Raw genomic sequence first — 22,446 nt, 5'->3', positions numbered from 1 at the left:
CCCTTCCCCAGGACCGCTCCAACATGTCGTCCACGCACCACCGGCTCTCCGAATCCCCTTCCGAAAAGCGTGAACCGCCGGCCCGCAACCTGGCGCGGGAGGACGCCCCCGCGGCGCCCTCCCGGGAGCTGGTGGCCTACGTCGTCCCTCGACAGGGCCAGACGGCGCCCACCGTCGAGGAGCTGCGCGGCTTCCTCAAGGAACGGCTGCCGGAGTCGCTCATCCCCCAGGCGTGGATGCTGCTGGAGTCGCTGCCCCTCACGGTCAACGGCAAGGTGGACCTGCGCGCGCTGCCCGCGCCCCTGCGCCCACTGGCGGCGCAGGCCTTCCTGCCGCCCCAGGGCGCGACGGAGGAGCTCATCGCCGGAACCTGGGCGAGCCTGCTGCGCGTGCCCCGCGTGGGCCGGCACGACAACTTCTTCGAGCTGGGTGGCCACTCGCTGCTGGCCACCCAGGTGATGTCCCGCCTCAACTCCGCGCTCGGCACCGAGCTGCCGCTGCGCATCCTCTTCGAGTCGGCCACCGTGGCGGGGCTCGCCACCCGCGTGGACAGCGCGCGCGCGGAGGCTTCGGGGGAAGCCCTGCCGCCGCTGGTCCCCGCGCCGCGTGACGCGCCCCTGCCGCTGTCCTTCGCCCAGCAGCGGCTGTGGTTCCTGGACCAACTGGAGCCGGGCCTCACCGCCTACAACGTCGCGGGCGCGGTGCGGCTGTTGGGCCCGCTGGACGTGCAGGCCATGGCGAAGAGCCTCCAGGCGCTCGTGCAGCGCCACGAGACACTGCGCACCACCTTCGCGCTGGTGGACGGCCAGCCCGTGCAGCGCGTGCACCCCACGGTGGAGGTGCCGGTGCACGTGGAGGTCCTGTCCGGCGCCAGCGAGGACGCCGTGCGCCAGCGCGTGGAGGAAGAGGCGCGCAGGCCCTTCGACCTGGCCACGGGTCCGCTCCTGCGCGCGCGCCTGCTGGACCTGGGCGGCATGGAGCACGTGCTGCTCGTCACGATGCACCACATCATCTCCGACGGCTGGTCCATCAGCGTCTTCGTGCGCGAGCTGGCCGCCTTCTACGGCGCCTTCACCTCCGGGCAGCCCGCGTCGCTCGCGCCCCTGGCCGTGCAGTACGGGGACTTCTCCGTGTGGCAGCGCCAGTGGATGCGCGGCGAGCGGCTGGACGCGCAGCTTGCGTACTGGAAGCAGCAACTGGCCGGAGCGCCGCCCTCGCTGGAGCTGCCCACCGACCGGCCCCGCCCGGCCGCGCAGCGCTACCGGGGCGCGCGCCACGCCTGGAAGCTGGGCAAGACGCTGACGGACGCGCTCCAGCAGTTGTCGCGCCGCCAGGACGTGACGCTCTTCATGACGCTGCTCGCGGGCTTCAACGCGCTCCTGGGCCGCTACGCGCGCACGGAGGACGTGGTCATCGGCAGCGCCATCGCCAACCGTGGACACGTGGAGACCGAGGGGCTCATCGGCTTCTTCGTCAACACGCTGGCCCTGCGCACGGACCTCTCCGGCGACCCGCGCTTCGTGGAGCTGCTGGCCCGCGTGCGCCAGACGACGCTGGGCGCCTACGCCCACCAGGACGTCCCCTTCGAGAAGCTGGTGGAGGCGCTGCAACTGCCGCGCGACCTGAGCCGCCCGCCCCTCTTCCAGGTCATGTTCGCGCTCCAGAACATGCCTCCGCCCCGACTGGAGCTGGACGGCCTGACGCTGACGCCGGTGGACGTGGAGACCGGCTCCGCGCAGTTCGACCTGACCCTGAGCCTCACCGAGGACAAGGACGGCCTGGTCGCCTGGTTCGAATACAACACCGACCTCTTCGACGCGGCCACCGTCCAGCGGCTCGCGGGCCACTACCAGACGCTGCTGGAGGGCGCCGCGCGCGACCCACGCCAGCGCCTCTCCCGGCTGCCGCTGCTCACCCCCGCGGAGAACCAGCGCCAGCTGCTGGACTGGAACCGCACGGACGTGCCCTGGCGGCGCGACGAGTGCTTCCACGAGGTCTTCGAGGCCCAGGTGGACCGCACGCCGGACGCCATCGCGGCCACCTGTGAAGGCCGAAGCCTCACGTACCGGGAGCTGGACGCGCGCGCGAACCGGCTGGCGCACCACCTGCTCGCCGCGGGCGTCTCCACGGACCGCATCGTCGCGCTCTTCCTGGACCGGGAGCTGGAGTTCCTCATCGCCATGCTCGCCGTGTGGAAGGCGGGCGGGGCGTACGTGCCCATCGACCCGGCCCTGCCCCGGCACCGGCTGCGCTCCGTCGTGGAGCAGAGCCAGTGCGTGATGCTCCTCACGGAGGAGCGCCACCTCGCGGACGCGCGGGACATCGCCTCCGGCCGCCCCGTGGCGCGGGTGACGGAGCTGCTGGAGCAGGACGCGCCGTGGACGCGCCCGGACGTGCACGTGCCGCCGGAGGCGCTCGCGTACGTCATCTTCACCTCGGGCTCCACGGGCATGCCCAAGGGCGTGATGATCGAACACGTCGGGATGCTCAACCACCTGCGTGCGAAGCAGCACACGCTGGGCATCACCGCGAAGGACGTGGTGGCCGAAATCGCCACGCCCAGCTTCGACGTGTCGGTGTGGCAGTTCGTCTGCGCGCTGCTCGTGGGCGCGCGCACGGCCATCTTCAAGGACGAGTCCGCGTGGGAGCCCGTCCAGTTGCTGGCCAGGATGCGGGACGAACGGGTCACCGTCCTGGAGACGGTGCCCACGCACATGCGCATCATGCTGGAGGAGATGGAGGCCAACCCCGGCCGCTACGACATCTCCGGGATGCGCTGGTTCATCGTCAACGGTGAGCCGCTCTTGCCGGAGCTGTGCGCGCGCTGGTTCAAGCTGTGGCCGGGTGTGCCCATGGTGAACGCCTACGGCGCCACGGAGGTCTCCGACGACAGCGCGCACTACCCCATGCTGTCCGCGCCCTCCATGCACTGGGCCAGCCTGCCCATCAACGGCACGCTGCCCAACCTCCAGGCGTACATCCTGGACACCTTCCTCCAGCCGGTGCCCATCGGCGTCGCGGGGGAGATGTACATCGGCGGCGTCGGCGTGGGGCGCGGCTACCTGGGGGACCCCTTCAAGACGGCCCGCTCGTTCGTGCCGGATCCGTTCGCCACGGAGCCCGGCCAGCGGCTGTACCGCACCGGCGACCTGGTGCGCTTCCTGGAGGACGGCAGCATCGAGGTGCTCGGCCGCATCGACCACCAGGTGAAGATCCGCGGCTTCCGCATCGAGATTGGCGAAGTGGAGTCCGCGCTCGCCCAGCACCCGGGCCTGCGGGACTCGGTGGTCATCGCGCGCGGGGACAAGGGCCACGCGAAGCGGCTGGTGGCCTACGCCGTCCTCAAGGAGGCGGAAGGCCCTACCCCGGCCGCGCTCGCGGAGTACCTGGGCAGCCGGCTGGCGGACTACATGGTGCCGTCCGCCTTCGTGCTGATGGACGCGCTGCCGCTGTTGCCCAACGGCAAGGTGGACCGCAACGCGCTCCCCGCGCCGGGAGAGGGCGACCTGGGCTCGCTCACCGCCTACGTGGCGCCCCGCACGCCGCTGGAGCAGCGGGTCGCGGACGTCTGGGCGGACCTGCTGGGCCTGCCCCGCGTCGGCGCGGAGGACAACTTCTTCGCGCTCGGTGGGCACTCGCTGGTGGCCATCCAGTCCAACGCGAAGCTGCGCGCCCTCACCGGCGTGGAGCTGTCCGTGCGCGACCTCTTCGAGGGCCAGACGGTGGCGCGCATCGCGCAGCGCATCGAGGCGCTGCAAAGCGTCCCCACTGACGGCGCCGCGCCGGCGGTGGCGCTGCCGCCCCTGCGCAGGCTGGAGCCCCGGGCGCACTACCCGCTGGCCACGTACCAGTTCCCCGAGTGGTACATGCACGAGCTGGAGCCGGACAGCCCGTTCTACAACGTGTGCATCGGCGACCTGGTGCTCACCGGCGACCTGGACCTGGACGCCTTCACGCGCGCCTGGCAGACGCTGGTGGACCGCCACGACATCTTCCGGCTGCACTTCGGCTACGTGGACGGCCAGCCCGTGCAGTACGTGCGCCCGCACGTCGCCGTCACCCGCGAGTCGCTGTACCTGGACCGGCGCGACGTGCCGGACGCGGACTTCCACGCGGAGGTGCAGCGGCTGGCGCGGCGGCACAGCGGCATGTCGCTCGACTTCGAGAACGGCCCGATGTTCCACGTGAAGCTCGCGCACTTCTCTGGCGGCCGTTTCCTCGTCCTCTTCCTCGTCCACCACATCATCTGGGACGAGACCTCCACCATGAACCTGGCGCGGGAGCTGAGCGAGCTCTACAACGCCTTCCGCGCCGCGCGCGCCCCGCGCCTGCCGGAGCTGCGGCTGGGCTACGTGGACTACGCCGCGTGGATCCACGACGCCGTGGCCTCCGGCGCCCTGGAGCCCCAGCGCCGCTACTGGCTCCAGAAGTTCGCCACGCTCCCGCAGCCCCTGGAGCTGCCGCTCGACTTCCCGCGCCCCGCCTTCCAGACGTTCAACGGCGCGGAGGTCCACCGCGTCATCCCGAAAGAGCGCAGCGCCGCCATCGACGCCTTCGCTCGCAGGCATCACACCACGCTCAACATCGTCTTCCTCTCCGCGCTGCACGCGCAACTGCACCGGCTGAGCGGACAGCGGGACTTCGTGGTGGGCACGCCCATCGCCAACCGCGACGATGAGCGCGTGGCGCCGCTCCTGGGGCTCTTCGCCACCGCGCTGCCCATGCGCTGCACGGTCCGGCCGGGCATGACCTTCCAGCAGCTCTTGGAGGACACGCGCCAGACGGCGGCGGAGGCGTATGACCACCATGTCTACCCCAGCGTGCTGGCCATCCAGGAGCTGAACCCGGACACGGACCTGTCCCGCAACCGGCTCTTCTCCGTGATGTACGGCTTGCAGAACAACAAGCTGCGGCTCGCGGACGAGGTCCGCTTCGACGGACTCCAGTTGGAGTTCCTGCGAGGCATCGAGGTCGCCGAGAGCGAGACGTCCAAGTTCGACCTCACGTACATCGTGGACCACGTCGCCCAGGGCGTCATCGTCCGGCTCAACTACAACACCGACCTGTTCAAGGCCGCGACCGCGGAGCGGATGCTGGAGCAGTACCTCTCGCTCGTCGAACAACTGGTGGCGGACCCCACCCGCGCGCTCGCGGACTACCGGATGCTGTCCACGACGTCGGAGCAGCGGCTGCTGCACGCGTTCAACGACACGGCGTTGCCCTATGACGCGGACACCGGCGTGCACCGCTTGGTGGAGGCGCAGGTGGAGCGCACGCCGGACGCGGTGGCGCTCTCGTGGGAGGGCGGACACCTCACGTACCGGCAGTTGGACCAGGAGGCCAACCGCTGGGCCCACCACCTGCGGGCACACGGCGTGGGCCCCGAGGACCGGATCGGCGTGCGACTGGAGCCGTCACCGCGGCTGGTGCTCGCGCTGCTGGCCGTGCTCAAGGCGGGCGCCGCGTACGTGCCCGTCAGCCCGGAGCATCCGGAGGAGCGCCAGGCCCAGGTGCTCGACACCGCCGGAGCCCGGCTGCTCATCACCGAGGGGGCGGTGGCCACAAGCCTCCAGCGCCCGGGGCTCACGGTCCTCTCCATGGACGCGGAGCGCGCGGCCGTGGCGTCCCGGCCCTCCACCTCCCTGGAGGGCTCGTTGGGCGGCAGGGCCCTGGCCTACGTGCTGTTCACGTCGGGCACCACGGGCGTGCCGAAGGGCATCGAGATCGAGCACCGGGGCATCGCCAACGTCGTCGCCTCCACCCAGCGGGACTACGCGCTGGACGCGAGCGACGCGGTGCTGCTGCTCACCTCGTTCACGTTCGACCCGTTCGTGCTGGACCTCTACTGGCCGCTGACCGTGGGCGCGCGCGTGGTGATTCCGCCGCACGCCGCGGCCCGCTCGCCCCAGCACCTGGCGGAGGTCGTGCGCCGTGAGTCCATCACCCTGTTCCAGTGCGTGCCCCTGATGCTGGGGGAGCTGGTGGACGCGCGGCGTGCCGGGCGCATCCCGGAGCTGCCGTCGCTGCGGCGGGTCCTCTCCGGCGGCGCGTACCTGCCGCGCGAGCTGCGCGATGCGTTCCTCGCGACGTTCCCCGCCCGACTGGCGAACCACTACGGCCCCACGGAGGTCACCGTGGACGCCAGCCGCTTCGACTGCGCGCGGCCGGTGGAGGGCGACATCGTCCCGCTGGGCCGGCCCATCGCCAACACGCGCCTCTACCTGTTGGATGAAGCGCTGCGCCCCGTGCCCTTCGGCGTCACCGGTGAGCTGTACGTGAGCACGCCGGGGCTCGCACGCGGCTACCTGGGCGACCCGGCGCGCACCGCTCGCGCCTTCCTGCCAGACCCCTTCGGCCAGGAGCCGGGCGCGCGGATGTACCGCACGGGAGACCTGGGCCGGTACACCGAGGCGGGCGACGTCGAGTTCATCGGCCGCGTGGACAAGCAGGTGAAGGTCCGCGGCAACCGCGTGGAGCTGGAGGAGATCGAGTCCCGGCTCGCCGCGCACCCGGCGGTTGCGGGCTGCATCGTACGGCACGCGAAGAAGCCCGGCGGCGGAGACGGCCTGGTGGCCACCGTGGAGCTGCACGAGGCCGCGAGCACGCTCCAGGGCGAGGGCCTGCGCTACCGGATGTTCACGCTCGCCCAGCGCCCGGAGCTGAAGCGGGCCATGGACGACCTGCACGTGGGCGCATGGCCGGACTTCTTCGCGGGGGACACCGTCCTGCGCGAGTTCTGGCCGAGGCTCGCGGAGGAGTTCGCCGCGCACCAGTTCGCGCTCGTCGACGAGGACGACGCGGTGGTGGCCGCCGGCAACGCGCTGCCCATCCGTTGGGACGGCACGCGCGATGGCCTGCCCGCCGGCTGGGACGCGGGGCTGCGGCAGGGCTTCGAGGACGCGGCGCGCGGCGTGCCCGCCGACACGCTGATGATCCTCACCGGCGTGGTGGCCGAGGACGCCCTGGGCCGGGGGCTCGCCACGCTCATCCTGCGGGGCTTCAAGGCGCTGGCGCGCGCGCACGGGCTGGGCCGGGTGGTCGTCCCGGTGCGGCCCACGGGCAAGGCGTCGCGTCCGGACCTGTCCTTCGAACAATGGTGCCACGCGCGCCGCGAGGACGGACAGCTCCAGGACCCGTGGCTGCGCATCCACGAGCGTGTGGGCGGCCGGATGCTCCACGTGGAGCCGCGCTCGCAGTACATCCGCGCGGACCTGGCTTCGTGGGAGCAGTGGAGCGGCCAGCGGCTCACCGCGTCCGGCGAGTACGCGCTCCCGGGCACCATGCAGCCGGTGACGGTGGACGTGGAGCGGGGCTTCGCCGAGTACTTCGACCCGAGCGTGTGGATGGAGCACCCGCACGCGGAAGGTGAATCCGCCGCGTGGCAGCTCCTGGACGGCGCACGGCTCCAGGACTTCCTCGCGAAGACGCTGCCGGACTACATGCTGCCGGAGCGCTACCAGTTCGTCTCGCGCCTGCGCCGCAACCTCAGCGGCAAGGTGGATGAGCGCGCCCTGCCCCCGGCCTTCGGTGACGAAGGGCCCGCCGCGCCGATGGTCGCGCCCCAGACGCCGCTCCAGGAGCGGCTCGCGGAGCTCTGGAAGGACGTGCTGGGCCTGCCCAACGTGGGCATCCACGCGGACTTCTTCGAGCTGGGAGGGCACTCCATGCGCGCCCTCCAGTTGCTCGCGCGCATGACCGACCAGTTCGGCGTGACGCTGGGCCTGCGGCAGCTCCTCAAGCACCGCACCATCCACCGTCTGGAGAAGCTCGTCGGCGAAGCCCTGGCCACGACCAAGGACGTGGCCGAAGCCCCCATCGCGGCCGTGCCCGTGGTGCAAGCGGCCTCCGTGCTCTCTCCCGAGGGCCGGGGCGACGCCGTGGGCCACCACGGAGAACTGCTCCAGGGCGTGTTCCGCGACGCGGACGGGCGCCTGCACCGGGGCCTGCTGTCGCTGCCCTGCGGCATGCTGCGCTCGGATGCGCGCTTCCAGCTCACGTCCGGCGCGGGGCTCACCGTGGAGCCCTCGTGGAAGACGAAGGCGGCGCGGGCCGCGGCGCTCACCATGGAATGGGCGGGCGTGGAGCCGCGCGGCGCGCACCTGGTGGTGCACAGCAACATCCCCGTGGGCTGGGGGCTGGGCTCCTCCACGAGCGACGTGGTGGCCACCATCCGCGCCGTGTCCGCGGCGTTGAACCGGCCGCTGACGCCGGAGGACACCGCGAAGCTGGCGGTGAAGGCGGAGACGGCGTCGGACTCCACCATCTTCGGCAACAGCGCGCTGATCTTCGCGCATCGCGAGGGCGTGGTGCTCCAACGCTTCAGCGGCGAGGTGCTCGACCTGCGCGTGGTGAGCATCAACCTGGATCCCGGAGGCAAGGGCGTGGACACCCTGGCCTACGCGCCCGCCCGCTACGACAACGAGGAGATCGAGCAGTTCCAGCGCCTGCGTGTCTCACTGGAGCGGGCGCTCGCGACGGGGGACTACCGGCTGCTGGGCGAGGTGGCCACGACCAGCGCGCGCATCAACCAGCGCTTCCTGCCCAAGCCCCACTTCGACCTGCTGCTGGAGGTGATGGAGGCCTCCGGAGCGGTGGGGCTCCAGGTGGCGCACAGCGGAACGGTGGCGGGCCTGCTCTTCGACCCGAGCACGCCCGACGTGGAGGCGCGGCTGTCGAAGTGCCAGGCGCTCCTCGCGGAGCGGGGCCTCCCCGACACGTGGCGCTTCTCCAGCCACGACCGGAGCCGGCCCGCCTCCGCCTGACGCATCCTCAAGCGGGAGGCTGGTGCGCGGCAGGGTAGCAGCCGCGCATTACCTTCCGGTCACGACAGGAGCCGGCCTGACGCATCCTCAAGCGGGAAGCCGATGCGCGGCGGAGTAACCGCGCATCACCTCCTGGAAGAAGCGCCGTCCGACGAAGAAGCCGCCTAGCGGAGCCCCGGACCAGAGGGCTCCGGTGGCCGGGTCGAGGATCCACGGCGTGATGTCGACGCCCTCCGCGTCCGAGGCCCTGCGCAGCGGCCCCAGCCGTGCCCGGTCCTCGGGCGTGGGCGACCTTCCCAGCTCGAACACCTCGATGGACGCACGCCGCGTCGGGGATCGCGCCGCGCCGGCATCGAGGCAGCGCAAAGCCAGCGCCATCACCTCTTCACGCGTCAGGGCGAAGCGCCGCGCCGGGTCCCGCGCGCGGTCCACCATGCACGCCAGCTTCAGCCCCCGTGCGTCCCACCGGTGGATCATCAGATCCGACGCATCCGCCAGGGCCTGGGCTCCATCGGGCGCGCCCCACACGAAGCCGCGCTCAGCGACGGCGCAGCCGGCGAAATACGAAGCGAAGGACGCGGCATCACCGCGCTGTTCAGGAGAGGTCGTCATGGGCGGAAGCACACGCCGCCTCGATCCTGTTTCCAACAGCCCCCCACGTCGGGCCATGCGAAGCCCACCCCTTTCATCCCATCCGACGCTTGGATTCCGGCCGCTTCACTCACTGACATCAGGAGGCCCGCGAATGATGGACGACGCACCCCGGCTGTGGACCCGCAGGCGCATGCTGGGAGCCACGGGGGGACTCCTCACCGCGAGCGCCTGGATGCCTCCGGTGCTCGCCGCCACCGCGCCGCAGGTGAAGCTGCCGGACACCTACGCGAAGACGGAGCGCGAACGCCCCGGTCCGCCCAACCCCCAGCCAGAATCCGAGCGCGTGGGCTGGGCCATCGTCGGCCTGGGCCATCTGTCATTGGACGAGCTCCTCCCCGCCTTCGGACAGATGAAGCGCGGCAAGCTCGTGGCGCTGGTGAGCGGAGACCGCGCGAAGGCCCAGGCCATCGCGAAGCAGTACGGCGTCCCGGACAAAGGCCTCTACGACTACAAGTCGTTTGACCGAATCAAAGACAACCCAGAGGTGCAGGTCGTTTACATCGTCCTGCCCAACAGCATGCACGCGGAGTTCACCGTGCGCGCGGCGCAGGCGGGCAAGCACGTCTTCTGCGAGAAGCCCATGGCCAACACCTCGGCCGAGTGCCAGCAGATGATCGACGCGTGCAAGAAGGCCGACCGCAAGCTCGGCATCGCCTACCGCCTCCAGTACGAACCGCACCACCGCGCGGTCATCCAGATGGCGCGCAACAAGGAACTGGGCACGCTCAAGCTCTTCACCGCGAACAACGGCCAGAACCAGGGCGAACCCAACCAGTGGCGTCACAAGAAGGCCCTGGCGGGCGGAGGAGCGCTGCCGGACGTGGGCATCTACTGCCTCTCCGCCGCGCGCTACTTCAGCGGCGAGGAGCCCACGGAGGTGCAGGGCTTCAGCCACAGCACGCCCAATGACCCGCGCTTCAAGGAGGTGGAGGAGTCCTTCGCCTTCCACCTGCGCTTCCCCTCCGGCTTCCAGGCGCACTGCACCAGCCACTACAGCACGCACGAGACCAAGGACCTGCGGCTGATGGGCACGGACGGCTGGGCCTCCATGGACCCCGGCTTCTCCTACAGCGGCCTGCGCCTGCGCGTGGGCATGAAGTCCAAGAGCTTCCCCAAGGCGGACGACACGGTGGAGCGCAGCTTCAGCCAGCCCAGCCAGTTCGCCCGGGAGATGGACCACTTCTCGCGCTGCGTGCAGGAGAACGTCGTGCCGCACACGCCGGGCGAGGAGGGACTCGCGGACGTGCGCATCATCGAAGCGCTCTACCGCTCCGCGCAGGAGGGAAAGGCGGTGAAGCTGGAGGCCGCGAAGAAGCTGGATGCCTTTCGCGGCCCGCCTCCGAAGGAAGAGGGCTGAAGCCTCACGACGCCCGGCGGTGGCTGCGCCGGTACGCGCCGGGAGCGGTCCCGTCCCAGCGCTTGAAGGCCCGGTTGAAGGACGCCTCGCTCTGGTAGCCGATGGCCGGAGCGACCTCGCTCAGGGGCAGCTCGCTTTCACGCAGGAGCTGGGCGGCCTTGATCATCCGCCACCCCACCAGGTACTCCAGCGGCGGTTCCCCCACGAGCTCGCTGAAGCGCGCGGCGAAGCCGGACCGCGACAGCCCCACGGCGGACGCCAGGCTCTCCACCGTCCAGGGCTCCTCGGGGCGCTCGTGGATGAGCGCGAGCGCCTTGCCAATCTGCGGATCCGCCAGCGCCCGCAGCCCGCTCTCCCGGCACGACCCCTCCGACTTCATGATGTGCGCCCGCAGGGCCTGCACCAGCAGGATGTCCGCGAGCCGGCTCATGATGACGGTGGCGCCCGGATGCGACGACGCGCTCTCCGTCAGCAGCAACTGCACCGTGGACGCCAGGGACGGCGCCGTCGCCGCGTCGTCCGCGGCCAGGTGGATGACGTGGGGCAGTTCCTTGAAGAGGAGCGTGCGCGGCGCGACGCCCAGCTGGAACGACGCCGCCACCAGCGTCGTCCGCTCACCCTCGCCACCCAGCCGGATGGAGCCCTTGCCGCGGGCGTTCGCGCAGGCGCCGTGCTCCAGGACATGAACGGGGCTGTCCTCCGCGTCGCGCAGCGTGTGGCCTCCGCCATGCGGCAGCACCGCCAGGTCCCCCGCGGACAGCACCAGGGCTCCCGGAACACCCTCCACCTCCAGCCGGGCCCCGCCGCGCGCGACGAGGATGATGTGCGCGCCCGGGGACGTCCCGAACTGGAGCCCCCACGGGGCGAACAGCTCGAAGCGGCCGTGCATCCGGGTGGACAGGCGCAGGGTGTCCAGCACCTCCGCCAGGACATCCGCCCCCTGCGCCTCCACCGTGTATGGACGATCGGTCAATTTATTTGGACTGGATGCCATGGCACGTCCATAGCGCCTGGAGCATTCAACGGCCATGGCAAATACACTCAAGCTCCTCTCCCCCCTGCGCCTGGGCCGGCTCGAACTGAAGAACCGGCTGGTGATGGCCCCCATGACCCGCAGCCGGGCGCTGGTGGACGGCAACGTCCCCAACCCCCTCGCGGTGACCTATTACGCGCAGCGGGCAAGCGCGGGCCTCATCGTCTCCGAGGGCACCCAGGTCAGCCCCCAGGGCGTCGGCTACATCCGCACACCGGGCATCCACTCGCCGGAGCAGGTGGCGGGCTGGAAGAAGGTGACGGACGCGGTCCACGCGGCGGGCGGCCTCATCTTCGCGCAGCTGTGGCACGTGGGGCGCGTCTCGCACCCGGACTTCCACGGGGGCGAGCTGCCGGTGGCGCCCTCCGCGATCGCCGTCCAGCAGGAGGTCTTCACGTTCCAGGGGAAGAAGCCCGCGGTGACGCCCCGGGCCCTGGAGACGCATGAGCTTCCCGGCATCGTCGAGCAGTTCCGCCAGGCCGCGCGCAACGCGAAGGAGGCCGGCTTCGACGGCGCGGAGCTGCACGGCAGCAACGGCTACCTGCTGGACCAGTTCCTGCGGGACGGCTCCAACCAGCGCACGGACGCGTACGGCGGCAGCATCGAGAACCGGGCGCGCCTCCCGCTGGAGGCGGCGCGGGCGGTGGCGGAGGTGTTCGGCGCGGACCGCGTGGGCTACCGGCTCTTCCCGCAGAACTTCCCGTACACGGGCATGCACGACTCCACGCCCACCGAGACCTTCACGTACATCGCGCGGGAGCTGGGCAAGCTGGGCCTGGGCTACCTGCACGTGACGGAGCTGGTCACGGGCCCCGCCGCGCCTGCTCCCGAGCAGCGCATCACCCCGGCGATCCGCAAGGCCTTCCCGGGACTCATCATCGCCAACGGCGGCTACGACGCGCAGGCCGGTGAAGCGGTCATCGAGCGCGGCGAGGCAGACCTCGTGGCGTACGGCGTGCCGTTCCTCGCCAACCCGGACCTGCCGGAGCGCTTCCGCCGGTCCGCCCCGCTCAACACGCCCGACGCATCGACCTTCTTCCAGGGCGAGGAGCAGGGCTTCACCAGCTACCCGGCGCTGAGCTGAGCCGGAAAGGAGGGAACCGTCATGAGCACGCAGCGAAGGCTGGAGCGGATCATCCAACTGCCTGAGCCCACGCAGGGCCAGTTCGGGCCCGCGCACACGGTGGTGCCGGTCATCTCACCCGAGGACTACGCGCGGTCGGATCCGTTCATCCTGTTGATGGATGACCGCATCGACGGAAAGCCCATCGGCGGGCCGCACCCGCACGCGGGCTTCGAGACGGTGACCCTCGTGGTGAAGGGCGGGATGACCCACGACAGCGGCAAGCTGGGTGAAGGCGACGTGCAGTGGATGACGGCGGGCAGCGGCGTCATCCACGGCGAGGGATTGGAGGGCGACATGGGCCAGGCACGCATCCTCCAGCTCTGGCTCACGTTGCCGAAGGCACAGCGCTGGGTGCCCGCCGGTTACCAGGACCTGTCGTACGCGGAGCTGCCGGTGCGGCGCGAGCCGGGCGTGGAGGTGCGGCTCTACAGCGGCACGTCGGGGACGGTGCGGTCGGCGACGAAGAACTACGTGCCCGTCACGCTGGCGGAGCTCCGGCTGGAGCCGGGTGCGTCAATCAACCAGGAGCTGCCCGCTTCGTACAACGGCTTCTTCCTCGTGCTGGAGGGAGAGGTCGCGGTGGGGCCGGATCGCCAGTCGCTGAAGCCCGGGCAGGTGGGCTGGCTGGACCGGCCGGTGTCGGGAGGCGACAGCACGGTCCGCGTCACCGGGACGACGCGGGCGAGGGTGCTGCTGTACGCGGGCCAACCGCAGCGCGAGCCGCTGGTGAGCCACGGGCCGTTCATCGGAGACACCCAGGACGACATCCTGAGGTCCTTCGCGGGGTACCGCGCGGGCCGCTTCGGTCCGCCACCGCCGAGGTAGCGGACCCAAGAAGCCGCGAGCGTCAGCGGCTCTGGACGGGGGCCGGCGCCAGGGTGGCGGCGGCCGTCGCGCCGGAGTTCGCGCGCTCCAGGTGCGGACCCAGCTGGCCGGTGAGCATCAGCGCGGCCATGCGGAAGTCGGAGATGAGCGACCAGAGCGGGTACTTGAAGGTCGCGGGCCGGTTGTGCTCGATCTTGAAGTGGCTGGCCCACGCGAAGCCGTAGGCGCACACGAGGGCGGCGGGAATCAGCGCGCCGCGTCCGGTGACGGCGGCGGTGATGCCCAGGCCCACGCCCAGGCTGGTGCCGGCGAAGTGCAGCCAGCGTGTCGACGCCTGCGAGTGCTCGCGCAGATAGAACGGCCAGAACTCGCCATAGGTCTGGATGCGGTCGGACATGAAGTGAAGTTGTGTCCAGCTGCCCGCCTCTCGTCAACCCATGCGGGCCCTCTTCGTGCCGGCCGCGACACCGGAGGACAGGGACCGTGGGCAGGAGGGCAGCCAGGCGGTCCTCGACGCGGCCCGTCGTTTTCGGACGGACCGGGAACAATCCGATGCGGACGGCGAGCACGGAGAGAAGCGCGAACCGAGCGTGTCGTGAAAGACTCGGGGGCGCGCATGAGTGACTGGACGCCCAAGCTGAACCCGGCGGTGGACCTGCGGCGGCTCCCGCTGAACGCGGAAGAAGGCTTCGTGCTGTCGCGGCTGGACGGCCACACGCGAGAGAAGGACCTGCCCGCGCTGACAGGGTTCCCGCCCGACAAGCTGCGGGACATCCTCACGAGGCTGGTGTCCCAGGGAGCGCTGCTGCCGGGCACGGAGACCCCGAGTCCCGCGAACACGGTGAGGCCACCGGAAGCACCAGCCCCGGCGCTCGACGCGAGCGACACGGAGCCGCTACCGGAAGCGGAGGCCACGGACGACGCGGAAGACGAAGCCGCCCCTGCGGACGACGTGCCTGAAGCAATCCAGGGCGACTACCGCAAGCTCTTCGAAACGCGGCTGCACGCGTTGCCAGAGGACCAGCGTGTGGCGCTCGCGCACGGGGCGGAGGACCCGGAGCTGTCCGCGCTGTGCTTCGACCCGGTGCCCGCCGTCATCAAGGCCGTGCTGGAGAACTCGCGAGTGGGCCTCGCACACGCGCGCCTCATCGCCAGGCACCACCGCAACCCCGTGGGCCTGGAGGCGATGGTGGCCCGAGCGGCGTTTGCATCGGACACAGGCGTGCGCCGCTTCCTCGTGCGCAACCCGCAGTTGCCGGCCGCCCTCTTCCGCCGCATGTGGGCGATGCGCCGCCTGATGGAGCACCACAAGCTCACGGTGGACCGGGACGTCCCGGAGCAGACCCGCCGCACCGCGCGCGAGCTGCTCCGCCAGCGCTTCTCCACCGGCCCCTCCGAGGAGAAGGTGGAGCTCATCCTCAACACGGAAGGCCGGGCCCTGGGCGCGCTCGTGGGCCTGCCGGTGGACGGCAAGACCACGTCGCTCCTGTGCGGGCGCACGTACCGCTCACCCATGCTCATCCAGAACATCGCGCGCTGGAGCGCCGCGCCGCCCGCGCTCATCGCGCACCTGCTCAAGCAGGAGCTGGTCCGCCGTCAGCCCCAGCTGCGCATGATGCTCGCGCGCCACCCCAACGCGCCCGCGGACGCGAAGCGCACCTGAGCCGCATGCCCCACGCCGAAGCCAGGGTCGTCCGCGAGCTGAAGCACCACCTGCTCACGCATGGGCTGCGCGAATCGCGCGTCCTGCACCTGCTGGTGGACGCGCATCCCTCGTACGTCCGCAGCCCGTTCGCCCGGGACCTGGAGCCCATGACACGGCTCACGCTGGAGGGCACAAGGCCAGACATCCTGTGCAGCGTGGCGCGGCCCGAGGGCGTCCTCGTCACGGGCATTGAAGTGAAGGCCTCTGAGAGGGATTGGGTCCAGGGCCTGGGCCAGGCGCACAGCTATCGCCCGGGCGTCCATCACGCGTACCTCGCGCTGCCGTCCTCCGCCGCCGACCTCCGCGCCCCCACCCTGGCGCAGGCGAAGAGCATCGGGGTCGGCATCCTCGCCCGGGACGCGAAGCACTGGGTGGAGGTCGTCGCGCCCGCGGATCCATCTCCGCTGCCTCGCGCCGTCAGCCAGGCCTCCTCGCTGCTCGAAGGCGTCCCCGCCGCGCGCAGCCTCCAGCTCAACCATCCGCTCAACTACCTCGCCGCCGCGTTCCTCGCGGACCGGGGTGCTCCTGCCGGAGAGCTGCTGAAGTCGCTCGCCGCGCACTGGAAGGACCTGGGAAGCGACAGCTCCCGGCGCCACGCGGCCACGGGCGACAACACGCTCGGGCTGCTGGACCTGGACTGGCAGCCCACGCTCGAAGGGCGCACCGTGGCGGACCTCCTGGCCGCGCTCCAGTTCGACCCCGACACCCGCTACGACAAGCGCAAGCGCCTGCTGGACGTGAACGCGGCCTTCGCAGCCGTGGCGCGCTTCGTCCTCATCCGTCAGCCCGCGGTGCGCCTCATCCACCGCACGCTCACGGACCACGGCGGAAGCCTCACGCTGCCGGAGCTGGCCGTGGCGGCGGGCCACGACGACCCGGCGCTGGCCACAGCCCTCTTCCTCGCGGACCCCTCCGCGACGCTGAAGCCCGGGCTGCGAGGGCCGGACATCAACCCGTCCACCGTCTTCAAACTCAAACAGAACCTCTGGCACGCGGGCCTGCTCGACACCAAGGCCCACGGCACCGCCGGCAAGGACGCCCGCGCCTACCGCCCCGCGGAAGACGTCTGGGCCCTGCCCCGCGACAAGGCCTCTTGACTACAACTGTAGCCATGGCATATCGCTCCTGACTACAACTGTCGTCAGGAGGGATGCCGTGGCCAGACCAGGTTCCGAAGTCCCGTCGTTCATCCGGGAAGCCCTGGGCTGGCTGTTGGCCCTGCACCTCCTGCTCGCGCTGATGCCCTCGTTGCATCTGGGGGAGACGCTGCAAGCGGGAGCACACAAGGCCCGCATCTGGTGGAAGGCCGCGGACACCGTGCGCCGTCACGGGGCGCCGCTCCTCCCCGCGATGCTCAAGGTTTCCGCGCGGTGATGAGCGGCTGGTTGAAGCCCGTCTCCTCCGGCGTGTACCAGCGCGGATCCACCAGCCCTGCCTTGGTGAGCGCCTGCTCCAGCTCCACGGGTTGCAGCAGGCGGTAGACGCCGGTGTGCTCGGTGGTGTGCCAGATGCCGGACTCCTGGCGCAGGATGAACTGGCGCACCGTGTACTGCCTTTCATCCACCGCCCAATCCCAGACCTGGAACAGCACACGGCGGCCCATCGGCGTGTCCAGCACGCGCTCCGCCGTGAAACGCGGTCGCTTCTCCAACAGTGCCGAGTGGTCGCGCAGGCTCGCCACCAGCAGGCCCCCGGGCACCAGGCGCGACGCCATCGCGTTCGCGGCGTCCTCCAGGTCCGAGTCCTCCAACAGGTGCGCGACGGCGTTGTCGCACGACATCACCACGTGGAAGGTGCCCGGCACCTGCCAGTCCAGCATCCGCATGTCCGCCACGCCGGTGGTGATGCTCACGTGCATGGCGCGGGCTTCCCGCTCCGCGCGAGCCACGGCCGAAGGACTCAGGTCCGTGGCGTGCACGGAATAGCCCCGCGACGCCAGCCCCAGCGCCTGCGTGCCAATGCCGCACGCGCAGTCCAGCACCCGGCGAGGCGGCGCCATGCCCGAGCGGCGCAGGAGCGCGTCCAGCACCGCGCCCTGCCGGTCCACCGACTGCTCCCAGTCCGCGAAGAGCAGGTGGTACTCCTCGGCCAGCCCTTCGTAGAAGTCCAGGACGCTGTCAGACATGACGGCTTCCCCTTTAACACCCCCATGCGGGCCGTCACGCACGAGGACGCTGGACGTCTTCGCCTCTGTGAGCTGTTACCCGGAAGACGGGGCTCGGGAAGCCCGCGCGGGCGTGTGCGGACGACACCGGGCAGGATGCACCGTCGTTCCCCGCGTGAAGCTCGCGCGCACCCGAGGCAAGGAGCACCGATGCTGTCGCTGACACCGTCACAGGTCCGCCTGGGATGGTCCGCCACGAACAAGGCGGAGGCCATCCGCCTGGTCGGACAGGTGATGGTGGAGTCCGGCTTCATCTCGCCCGACTACGTCGACAGCATGCTCAAGCGCGAGCAGGTGTCGGCCACGTTCCTCGGCCACGGCATCGCCATTCCGCACGGCCTGCCGGAGGCGCGCCACCTCGTGCACCAGACGGGCGTCGTCGTGGTGCAGTTCCCCGCCGGAGTCGTCTGGAGCGAGGACGGCCACGCGCACCTCGTGGTGGGCATCGCCGCGAGGTCCGACGAACACCTCCAGGTGCTCGCCAACCTCACCGGCGTGCTGGACGACGAGGCCCGCGCCGTGGCCCTGGCCTCCACCCTGGACGCGGCCGCCATCATCCATGCGCTCCAGGGCTCCGCCGCTCCACTGGAAGAACAGGACGCGCCCGCGTTCGAAGGCCTCTCGCTCCAGGTCCTCTCCCCTTCCCCGAACGGCCTGCACGCGCGCCCCGCCACCACGGTGGTGGAGGTGGTGCGCCGCTTCCGCGCGGACGTCACCATCCACCACGAGGGCCGGCAGGCGAACGCCCGCAGCCTCCTGTCGCTGCTGCGCCTGGGCGCCCGGGGTGGCTCCACGCTGACGCTCACCGCGGCGGGGGACGACGCGGCGGCGGTGCTCCTCGCGTTGCAGGAGGCCTTCGACCTCGGCCTGGGAGAAGGGCCGCCCGCCGCTCGCACCCGGGCACCGGAGCCCATGCCCGCCCCCGTGCTCGACTACGAGGGGACGCTGGTCGCGGGCCTGTCCGCGTCGCCGGGCATCGCGGCCGGACCCGTGTGGGCCTTTCAACGCGAACGGCTGGAGGTGGAGGAGCGGGCCGCCGACGCCGCGCGGGAACATCAGCAACTGGAGTCGGCCCTGGCCGGAGCGGCGGCGGAGCTGCGCCAGTTGCACGAGGGCTTCCTCCAGAAGGCCGGAGCGCAGCGGGCCGCCATCTTCAAGGCGCACCTGGAGCTGCTCGACGACCCGGAGATGCTGGCGGAGTCGCATGGCCTCATCGACACCGGCCTGAGCGCGGGCGCATCCTGGCTCCGCGTCTTCGAGAGCCGCGCGGAGGCCCTGGCCGCGATGGATGAACCGGTGCTGGCCTCGCGGGCCGCCGACCTGCGGGACGTGGGCCGGCGCGTGCTGCGGCCCCTGGCCCGGGTGCTGGAGGGCGAGCCCACCTTCCCCCATCACCCGGTGGTGCTGCTGGCGGAGGACCTGGCGCCGTCGGACACCGCGAAGCTGGACCCCGCCATGGTGCTGGGCCTGTGCACGGCGGGCGGAGGCACCACGTCGCACACGGCCATCATCGCGCGCTCGCTCGACCTGCCGGCGGTGGTGGCGTTGGGGCCGTCGGTGCTGGACCTGCGCAACGGACAGCACTGCATCCTGGACGGCGACGCGGGCGTGCTCGTCGTGCAGCCGTCGGAGCGGGACCGGGCCAAGGCCGCGCACCAGCGCGAGCGGATCCGCTCGCGTCGCAAGGAGGAGCAGCGGGAGCGTCACCGGCCCGCCATCACGCTCGACGGCCAGCGCGTGGAGGTGGCCGCGAACATCAGCGATGCCGCGGAGGCGGGCAAGGCCGTGGACGCGGGCGGCGACGGCGTGGGCCTGATGCGCACGGAGTTCCTCTTCCTCGATCGCGACGAACCCCCCGGCGAGGAGGAACAGCTCGACGCGTACCTCACCATGGTGCGCGCGCTGAACGGCCAGCCGCTCATCCTGCGCACGCTGGACATCGGCGGGGACAAGCACGTGCCCTACCTGTCGCTGCCCGCGGAGGCGAACCCGTTCCTGGGCGTGCGAGGCATCCGGCTGTGCTTCGAACGGGAGGACCTGTTCCGCACGCAACTGCGTGCCATCCTGCGCGCGTCGATGGAGGGCCCGATCCGCATCATGTATCCGATGGTGGCGATGCCCGAGGAGCTGGCGAGGGCCCAGGCCATCACCGAGTCCGTGCGCCGCGAGGTGGGCGCGGCTCCGGTGGAGACGGGCATCATGATGGAAGTCCCTTCGGCGGTGATGATGGCGGAGCAGTTGGCGCGGAACGTGTCGTTCTTCTCCATCGGGACCAACGACCTGACGCAGTACCTGCTGGCCATGGACCGGCAGCATCCGGTGCTCGCGTCCCAGGCGGACGGCCTGCATCCGGCGGTGTTGCGCATGGTGGACCTCACGGTGAAGGCGGCGAGGAAGGCGGGCATCTGGGTGGGCGCGTGCGGCGGCATCGCGGGAGACCCGTCCGGCGCGGTGGTGCTGTCCGGCCTGGGCGTCACGGAGCTGAGCGTGGCCATCCCCAGCATCCCCGCGGTGAAGGCGCTGCTGAGGGGCATCTCCATGGCGGACGCGGAGGTCGTGGCCCTGGCCGCGCTCGCATGCGGCAACGCCGCCGAGGTGCGGGGGCTGGTGCGCGGCCTGCTGGCCCGCAGGGGAGCGAAGGCGTGAGGCCGACGAAGCCGGGCGTGGTGACGGTCACGTTGAACGCGGCCATCGACCAGACGCTGGAGTGTCCGGGGTTCACGGCGGGCGCGGTGAACCGCGTGGTGGCGGAGACGCGCACGCCGGGAGGCAAGGGCATCAACGTGGCGGCGTTTCTCTCGGGAGGCACCCGGCAGGTGACTGCCACGGGCTTCCTGGGCGAGGACACGGTGCCCTTGTTCGAGACGCTGTTCCGCGAGCGAGGCATCCACGACCGCTGCCTCCGGCTGCCGGGCTCCAGCCGCGTGAACATCAAGGTCGTGGACCGCACGAGCGGCGCGGTGACGGACCTGAACCTGCCGGGCCCGAGCGTGCCAGTGGAAGCGTTGGACGCGCTGCTGGAGACGGTGGAGGCGCTCGCGGAGGAGAACGGCTGCTTCGTGCTGTCAGGCAGCGTGCCGGCGGGAGTGCCCGCGACCATCTACGCCACGCTGACGGAGCGCCTGCGCGCGAGGGGCGCGGTGGTGGCGGTGGACACGAGCGGAGCGCCGCTGCGCCACGCGGTGGCCGCGAGGCCGGACTTCGTGAAGCCGAACGCGCACGAACTGGAAGAGCTGGTCGAACGCCCGCTGAGGAACGCGGGCGACATCGCGCGAGCCGCGCGCGAGCTGCACGCGACAGGCATCGGGCTGGTGGTGGTGTCGCTGGGAGCGGACGGCGCCCTCTTCGTGTCGAACGACGGCGCCTGGCGGGCCCTGCCGCCTCCCGTGGAGGTGGCGAGCACGGTGGGCGCGGGCGACGCGCTGGTCGCCGGATTGCTGGCGGCGAGGCTGGAGGGCCACGACCTGGAGACCTGCGCCCGGAGGAGCACGGCCTTCGCGGCGGGGAAGCTCGCCAGGGTCGGCCCGGTGCCCCCCGCCCCCGAGCGGGTCGCGGAGCTGCTCCGCGCGGTAAGGATGCACCCGCTGGGCACGGGCTAACAGCCGCGCGGCAGGTGCACCCGGAAGGTGGTGCCCGCTTCCTCGGTGGACACCACGTCCACCGCGCCGCCGTGCGCGCGGACGATCTGATTCACGATGAAGAGCCCCAGCCCCACGCTGCGGTGCTCGCTGCCCTCGGTGGTGCCCCGGGTCATCGGCTCGAAGAGCACGGGCAGCAGCGCGGGCGGAATGGGCGTCCCCGGGTTCGTCACCGCCAGCACCACCTCCCGCTCGTCTCCGCGTGCCTCCACGCGAATCAAGGCATCCTGCGCGCTGTACTGCACGGCGTTGGTGAGCAGGTTGGTCAGCACCTGCGCGATGCGGTCGGGATCCCAGCTCCCCTTCCCGCAGCCCTCGCACACCAGGTCCAGCGAGCGCCCCGTCGCGGTGAGCCGCACCTCGTCCACCACCTGCTCGGCCAGCTCATGCAGGTTCATGGGCTGGGGCTTCACCGGCAGCGGCATGCCCGTGCGCACGTGGGTGAAGTCCAGGAGGTCGCGGATGAGCCGGTTCGCCCGGTCCGACGAGTCGAGGATGCGCCGCAGCCCCCGGCGCGCCCGGTCATCCAGGTCCGTCCTGCGCATCAGCGTCGCCGCCGCCAGCGAGATGGCGTTGAGCGGGTTGCGCAGGTCGTGGCTGACGATGCCCATCAGCTGCTCACGCAGGACGGACGTCTCCCGGGTCCCCAGCAGCTGCGAGTCGCGGTCGGACAGCGCATCCTGCTGCTCCAGCTGGTGGCCCACCAGGTCGCCCAGGTGGCGGAAGATCTCCAGCGCGTCGTCAGTGAGATCCGCCGGCTTCGAGTCCAGCGCGCACATCACGCCGAAGAACTCGCCGCTGCGCCGGTACAGCGGCACCGCGATGTAGCTCTCCACGTTGTACATCTTCGGTGCGGGATGGTTCTGGTAGAGGGGGTCCTTGCTCGCGTGGTTCACCCGCAGCGGACCGCCCAGGTTGCGCACCGTGTTGCAGAACGTCGTGCTGACGGCCAGCGTGTCTCCTGCCTTCAGCCCGAAGCCCATCTCGTCCAGCACCGCGCAGCACGTCCACGACTCCGGCGTCACGCGCGCCACCACCGCCAGGCGCAGCCCCGTGGTGCGCGTCAGCACGCGCAGCACCGTCTTCACCGCGTCGATGCGGCCCACGGCCGCGACATCCTCGTTGGGGGCGTTGGCGGCGCGGAGGCGGGGATTCTCGGAGAGGAATGAGGGCATGGGTGGG

14 protein-coding genes are annotated in these 22,446 nt (G+C 71.3%); 9 read left to right on the top strand and 5 right to left on the bottom strand.

All coding sequences use genetic code 11. From position 1 onward, the window contains the following. The first annotated feature begins 23 nt into the window (after positions 1 to 23). Positions 24 to 8,762, top strand: a complete 8,739-nt coding sequence (locus ACX114_RS01740) for an amino acid adenylation domain-containing protein (protein WP_459294045.1) — start codon at positions 24 to 26, stop codon at positions 8,760 to 8,762. 87 nt (positions 8,763 to 8,849) lie between these two features. Here ACX114_RS01740 and ACX114_RS01735 read toward each other — a convergent pair whose 3' ends face one another. Continuing rightward, a complete protein-coding gene (locus ACX114_RS01735; protein ID WP_459294043.1) occupies positions 8,850 to 9,374 on the bottom strand; it encodes a hypothetical protein in 525 nt (174 codons plus the stop codon). A gap of 133 nt (positions 9,375 to 9,507) precedes the next feature. On the opposite strand from ACX114_RS01735, the gene ACX114_RS01730 reads away from it, so the two are divergent. Then, positions 9,508 to 10,773 carry a Gfo/Idh/MocA family protein gene (locus tag ACX114_RS01730; protein ID WP_459294041.1) on the top strand — a complete coding sequence of 422 codons (1,266 nt, stop codon included), beginning with the start codon at positions 9,508 to 9,510 and terminating at the stop codon, positions 10,771 to 10,773. Positions 10,774 to 10,777: 4 nt separating this feature from the next. Here the strand turns inward: ACX114_RS01730 and ACX114_RS01725 are convergent, their stop codons facing one another. Further along, positions 10,778 to 11,746, bottom strand: coding sequence for an AraC family transcriptional regulator (locus ACX114_RS01725; protein ID WP_459294040.1), 969 nt, complete (start codon positions 11,744 to 11,746; stop codon positions 10,778 to 10,780). Positions 11,747 to 11,801: 55 nt separating this feature from the next. Between ACX114_RS01725 and ACX114_RS01720 the strand changes: the two genes are divergently transcribed. Further along, positions 11,802 to 12,890 (top strand): alkene reductase, encoded by a 1,089-nt coding sequence (locus tag ACX114_RS01720; RefSeq protein WP_459294038.1) that lies wholly within the window; start codon positions 11,802 to 11,804, stop codon positions 12,888 to 12,890. Between the two features lie 21 nt (positions 12,891 to 12,911). Continuing rightward, entirely contained in the window at positions 12,912 to 13,757 is an 846-nt protein-coding gene (locus tag ACX114_RS01715) for a pirin family protein (protein WP_459294036.1), read from the top strand. 22 nt (positions 13,758 to 13,779) lie between these two features. Here ACX114_RS01715 and ACX114_RS01710 read toward each other — a convergent pair whose 3' ends face one another. Then, positions 13,780 to 14,154 (bottom strand): DUF962 domain-containing protein, encoded by a 375-nt coding sequence (locus tag ACX114_RS01710; RefSeq protein ID WP_121722863.1) that lies wholly within the window; start codon positions 14,152 to 14,154, stop codon positions 13,780 to 13,782. 219 nt (positions 14,155 to 14,373) lie between these two features. Here ACX114_RS01710 and ACX114_RS01705 point away from each other — a divergent pair, with 219 nt between their 5' ends. The 3 genes from ACX114_RS01705 to ACX114_RS01695 are packed head-to-tail and all read left to right on the top strand — an operon-like array spanning position 14,374 to position 16,836. Continuing rightward, positions 14,374 to 15,420 (top strand): hypothetical protein, encoded by a 1,047-nt coding sequence (locus ACX114_RS01705; protein ID WP_459294034.1) that lies wholly within the window; start codon positions 14,374 to 14,376, stop codon positions 15,418 to 15,420. 5 nt (positions 15,421 to 15,425) lie between these two features. Then, positions 15,426 to 16,559 carry a hypothetical protein gene (locus ACX114_RS01700; protein ID WP_459294032.1) on the top strand — a complete coding sequence of 378 codons (1,134 nt, stop codon included), beginning with the start codon at positions 15,426 to 15,428 and terminating at the stop codon, positions 16,557 to 16,559. A 58-nt stretch (positions 16,560 to 16,617) separates the two neighbouring features. Beyond that, positions 16,618 to 16,836, top strand: coding sequence for a hypothetical protein (locus ACX114_RS01695; protein WP_459294030.1), 219 nt, complete (start codon positions 16,618 to 16,620; stop codon positions 16,834 to 16,836). Here ACX114_RS01695 and ACX114_RS01690 read toward each other — a convergent pair. After that, positions 16,817 to 17,587 (bottom strand): class I SAM-dependent methyltransferase, encoded by a 771-nt coding sequence (locus tag ACX114_RS01690; protein ID WP_459294028.1) that lies wholly within the window; start codon positions 17,585 to 17,587, stop codon positions 16,817 to 16,819. The genes ACX114_RS01695 and ACX114_RS01690 overlap by 20 nt on opposite strands. Positions 17,588 to 17,776: 189 nt before the next feature. On the opposite strand from ACX114_RS01690, the gene ptsP reads away from it, so the two are divergent. Together ptsP and pfkB are read left to right on the top strand one after the other, a co-directional pair. Further along, the gene (ptsP, locus tag ACX114_RS01685) at positions 17,777 to 20,272 is read left to right on the top strand and encodes a phosphoenolpyruvate--protein phosphotransferase (protein WP_459294026.1); all 2,496 of its coding nucleotides are present in this window, start codon (positions 17,777 to 17,779) and stop codon (positions 20,270 to 20,272) included. Further along, complete coding sequence (pfkB, locus tag ACX114_RS01680; protein ID WP_459294024.1) at positions 20,269 to 21,225, top strand: 1-phosphofructokinase; 957 nt, start codon at positions 20,269 to 20,271, stop codon at positions 21,223 to 21,225. Before ptsP ends, pfkB begins: the two co-directional genes overlap by 4 nt. On the opposite strand, the gene ACX114_RS01675 is transcribed toward pfkB, so the two are convergent. Then, positions 21,222 to 22,439: a GAF domain-containing sensor histidine kinase gene (locus tag ACX114_RS01675; RefSeq protein WP_459294022.1), complete on the bottom strand. Its 1,218-nt coding sequence runs from the start codon at positions 22,437 to 22,439 to the stop codon at positions 21,222 to 21,224. The two genes, pfkB and ACX114_RS01675, sit on opposite strands and share 4 nt — an antisense overlap. Positions 22,440 to 22,446: the final 7 nt, after the last annotated feature.

It is taken from the genome of Corallococcus sp. M7, from assembly GCF_054512695.1.
Note: the sequence above shows the minus strand (reverse complement) of the source record. Positions and strands in the feature narration are given on the sequence as shown.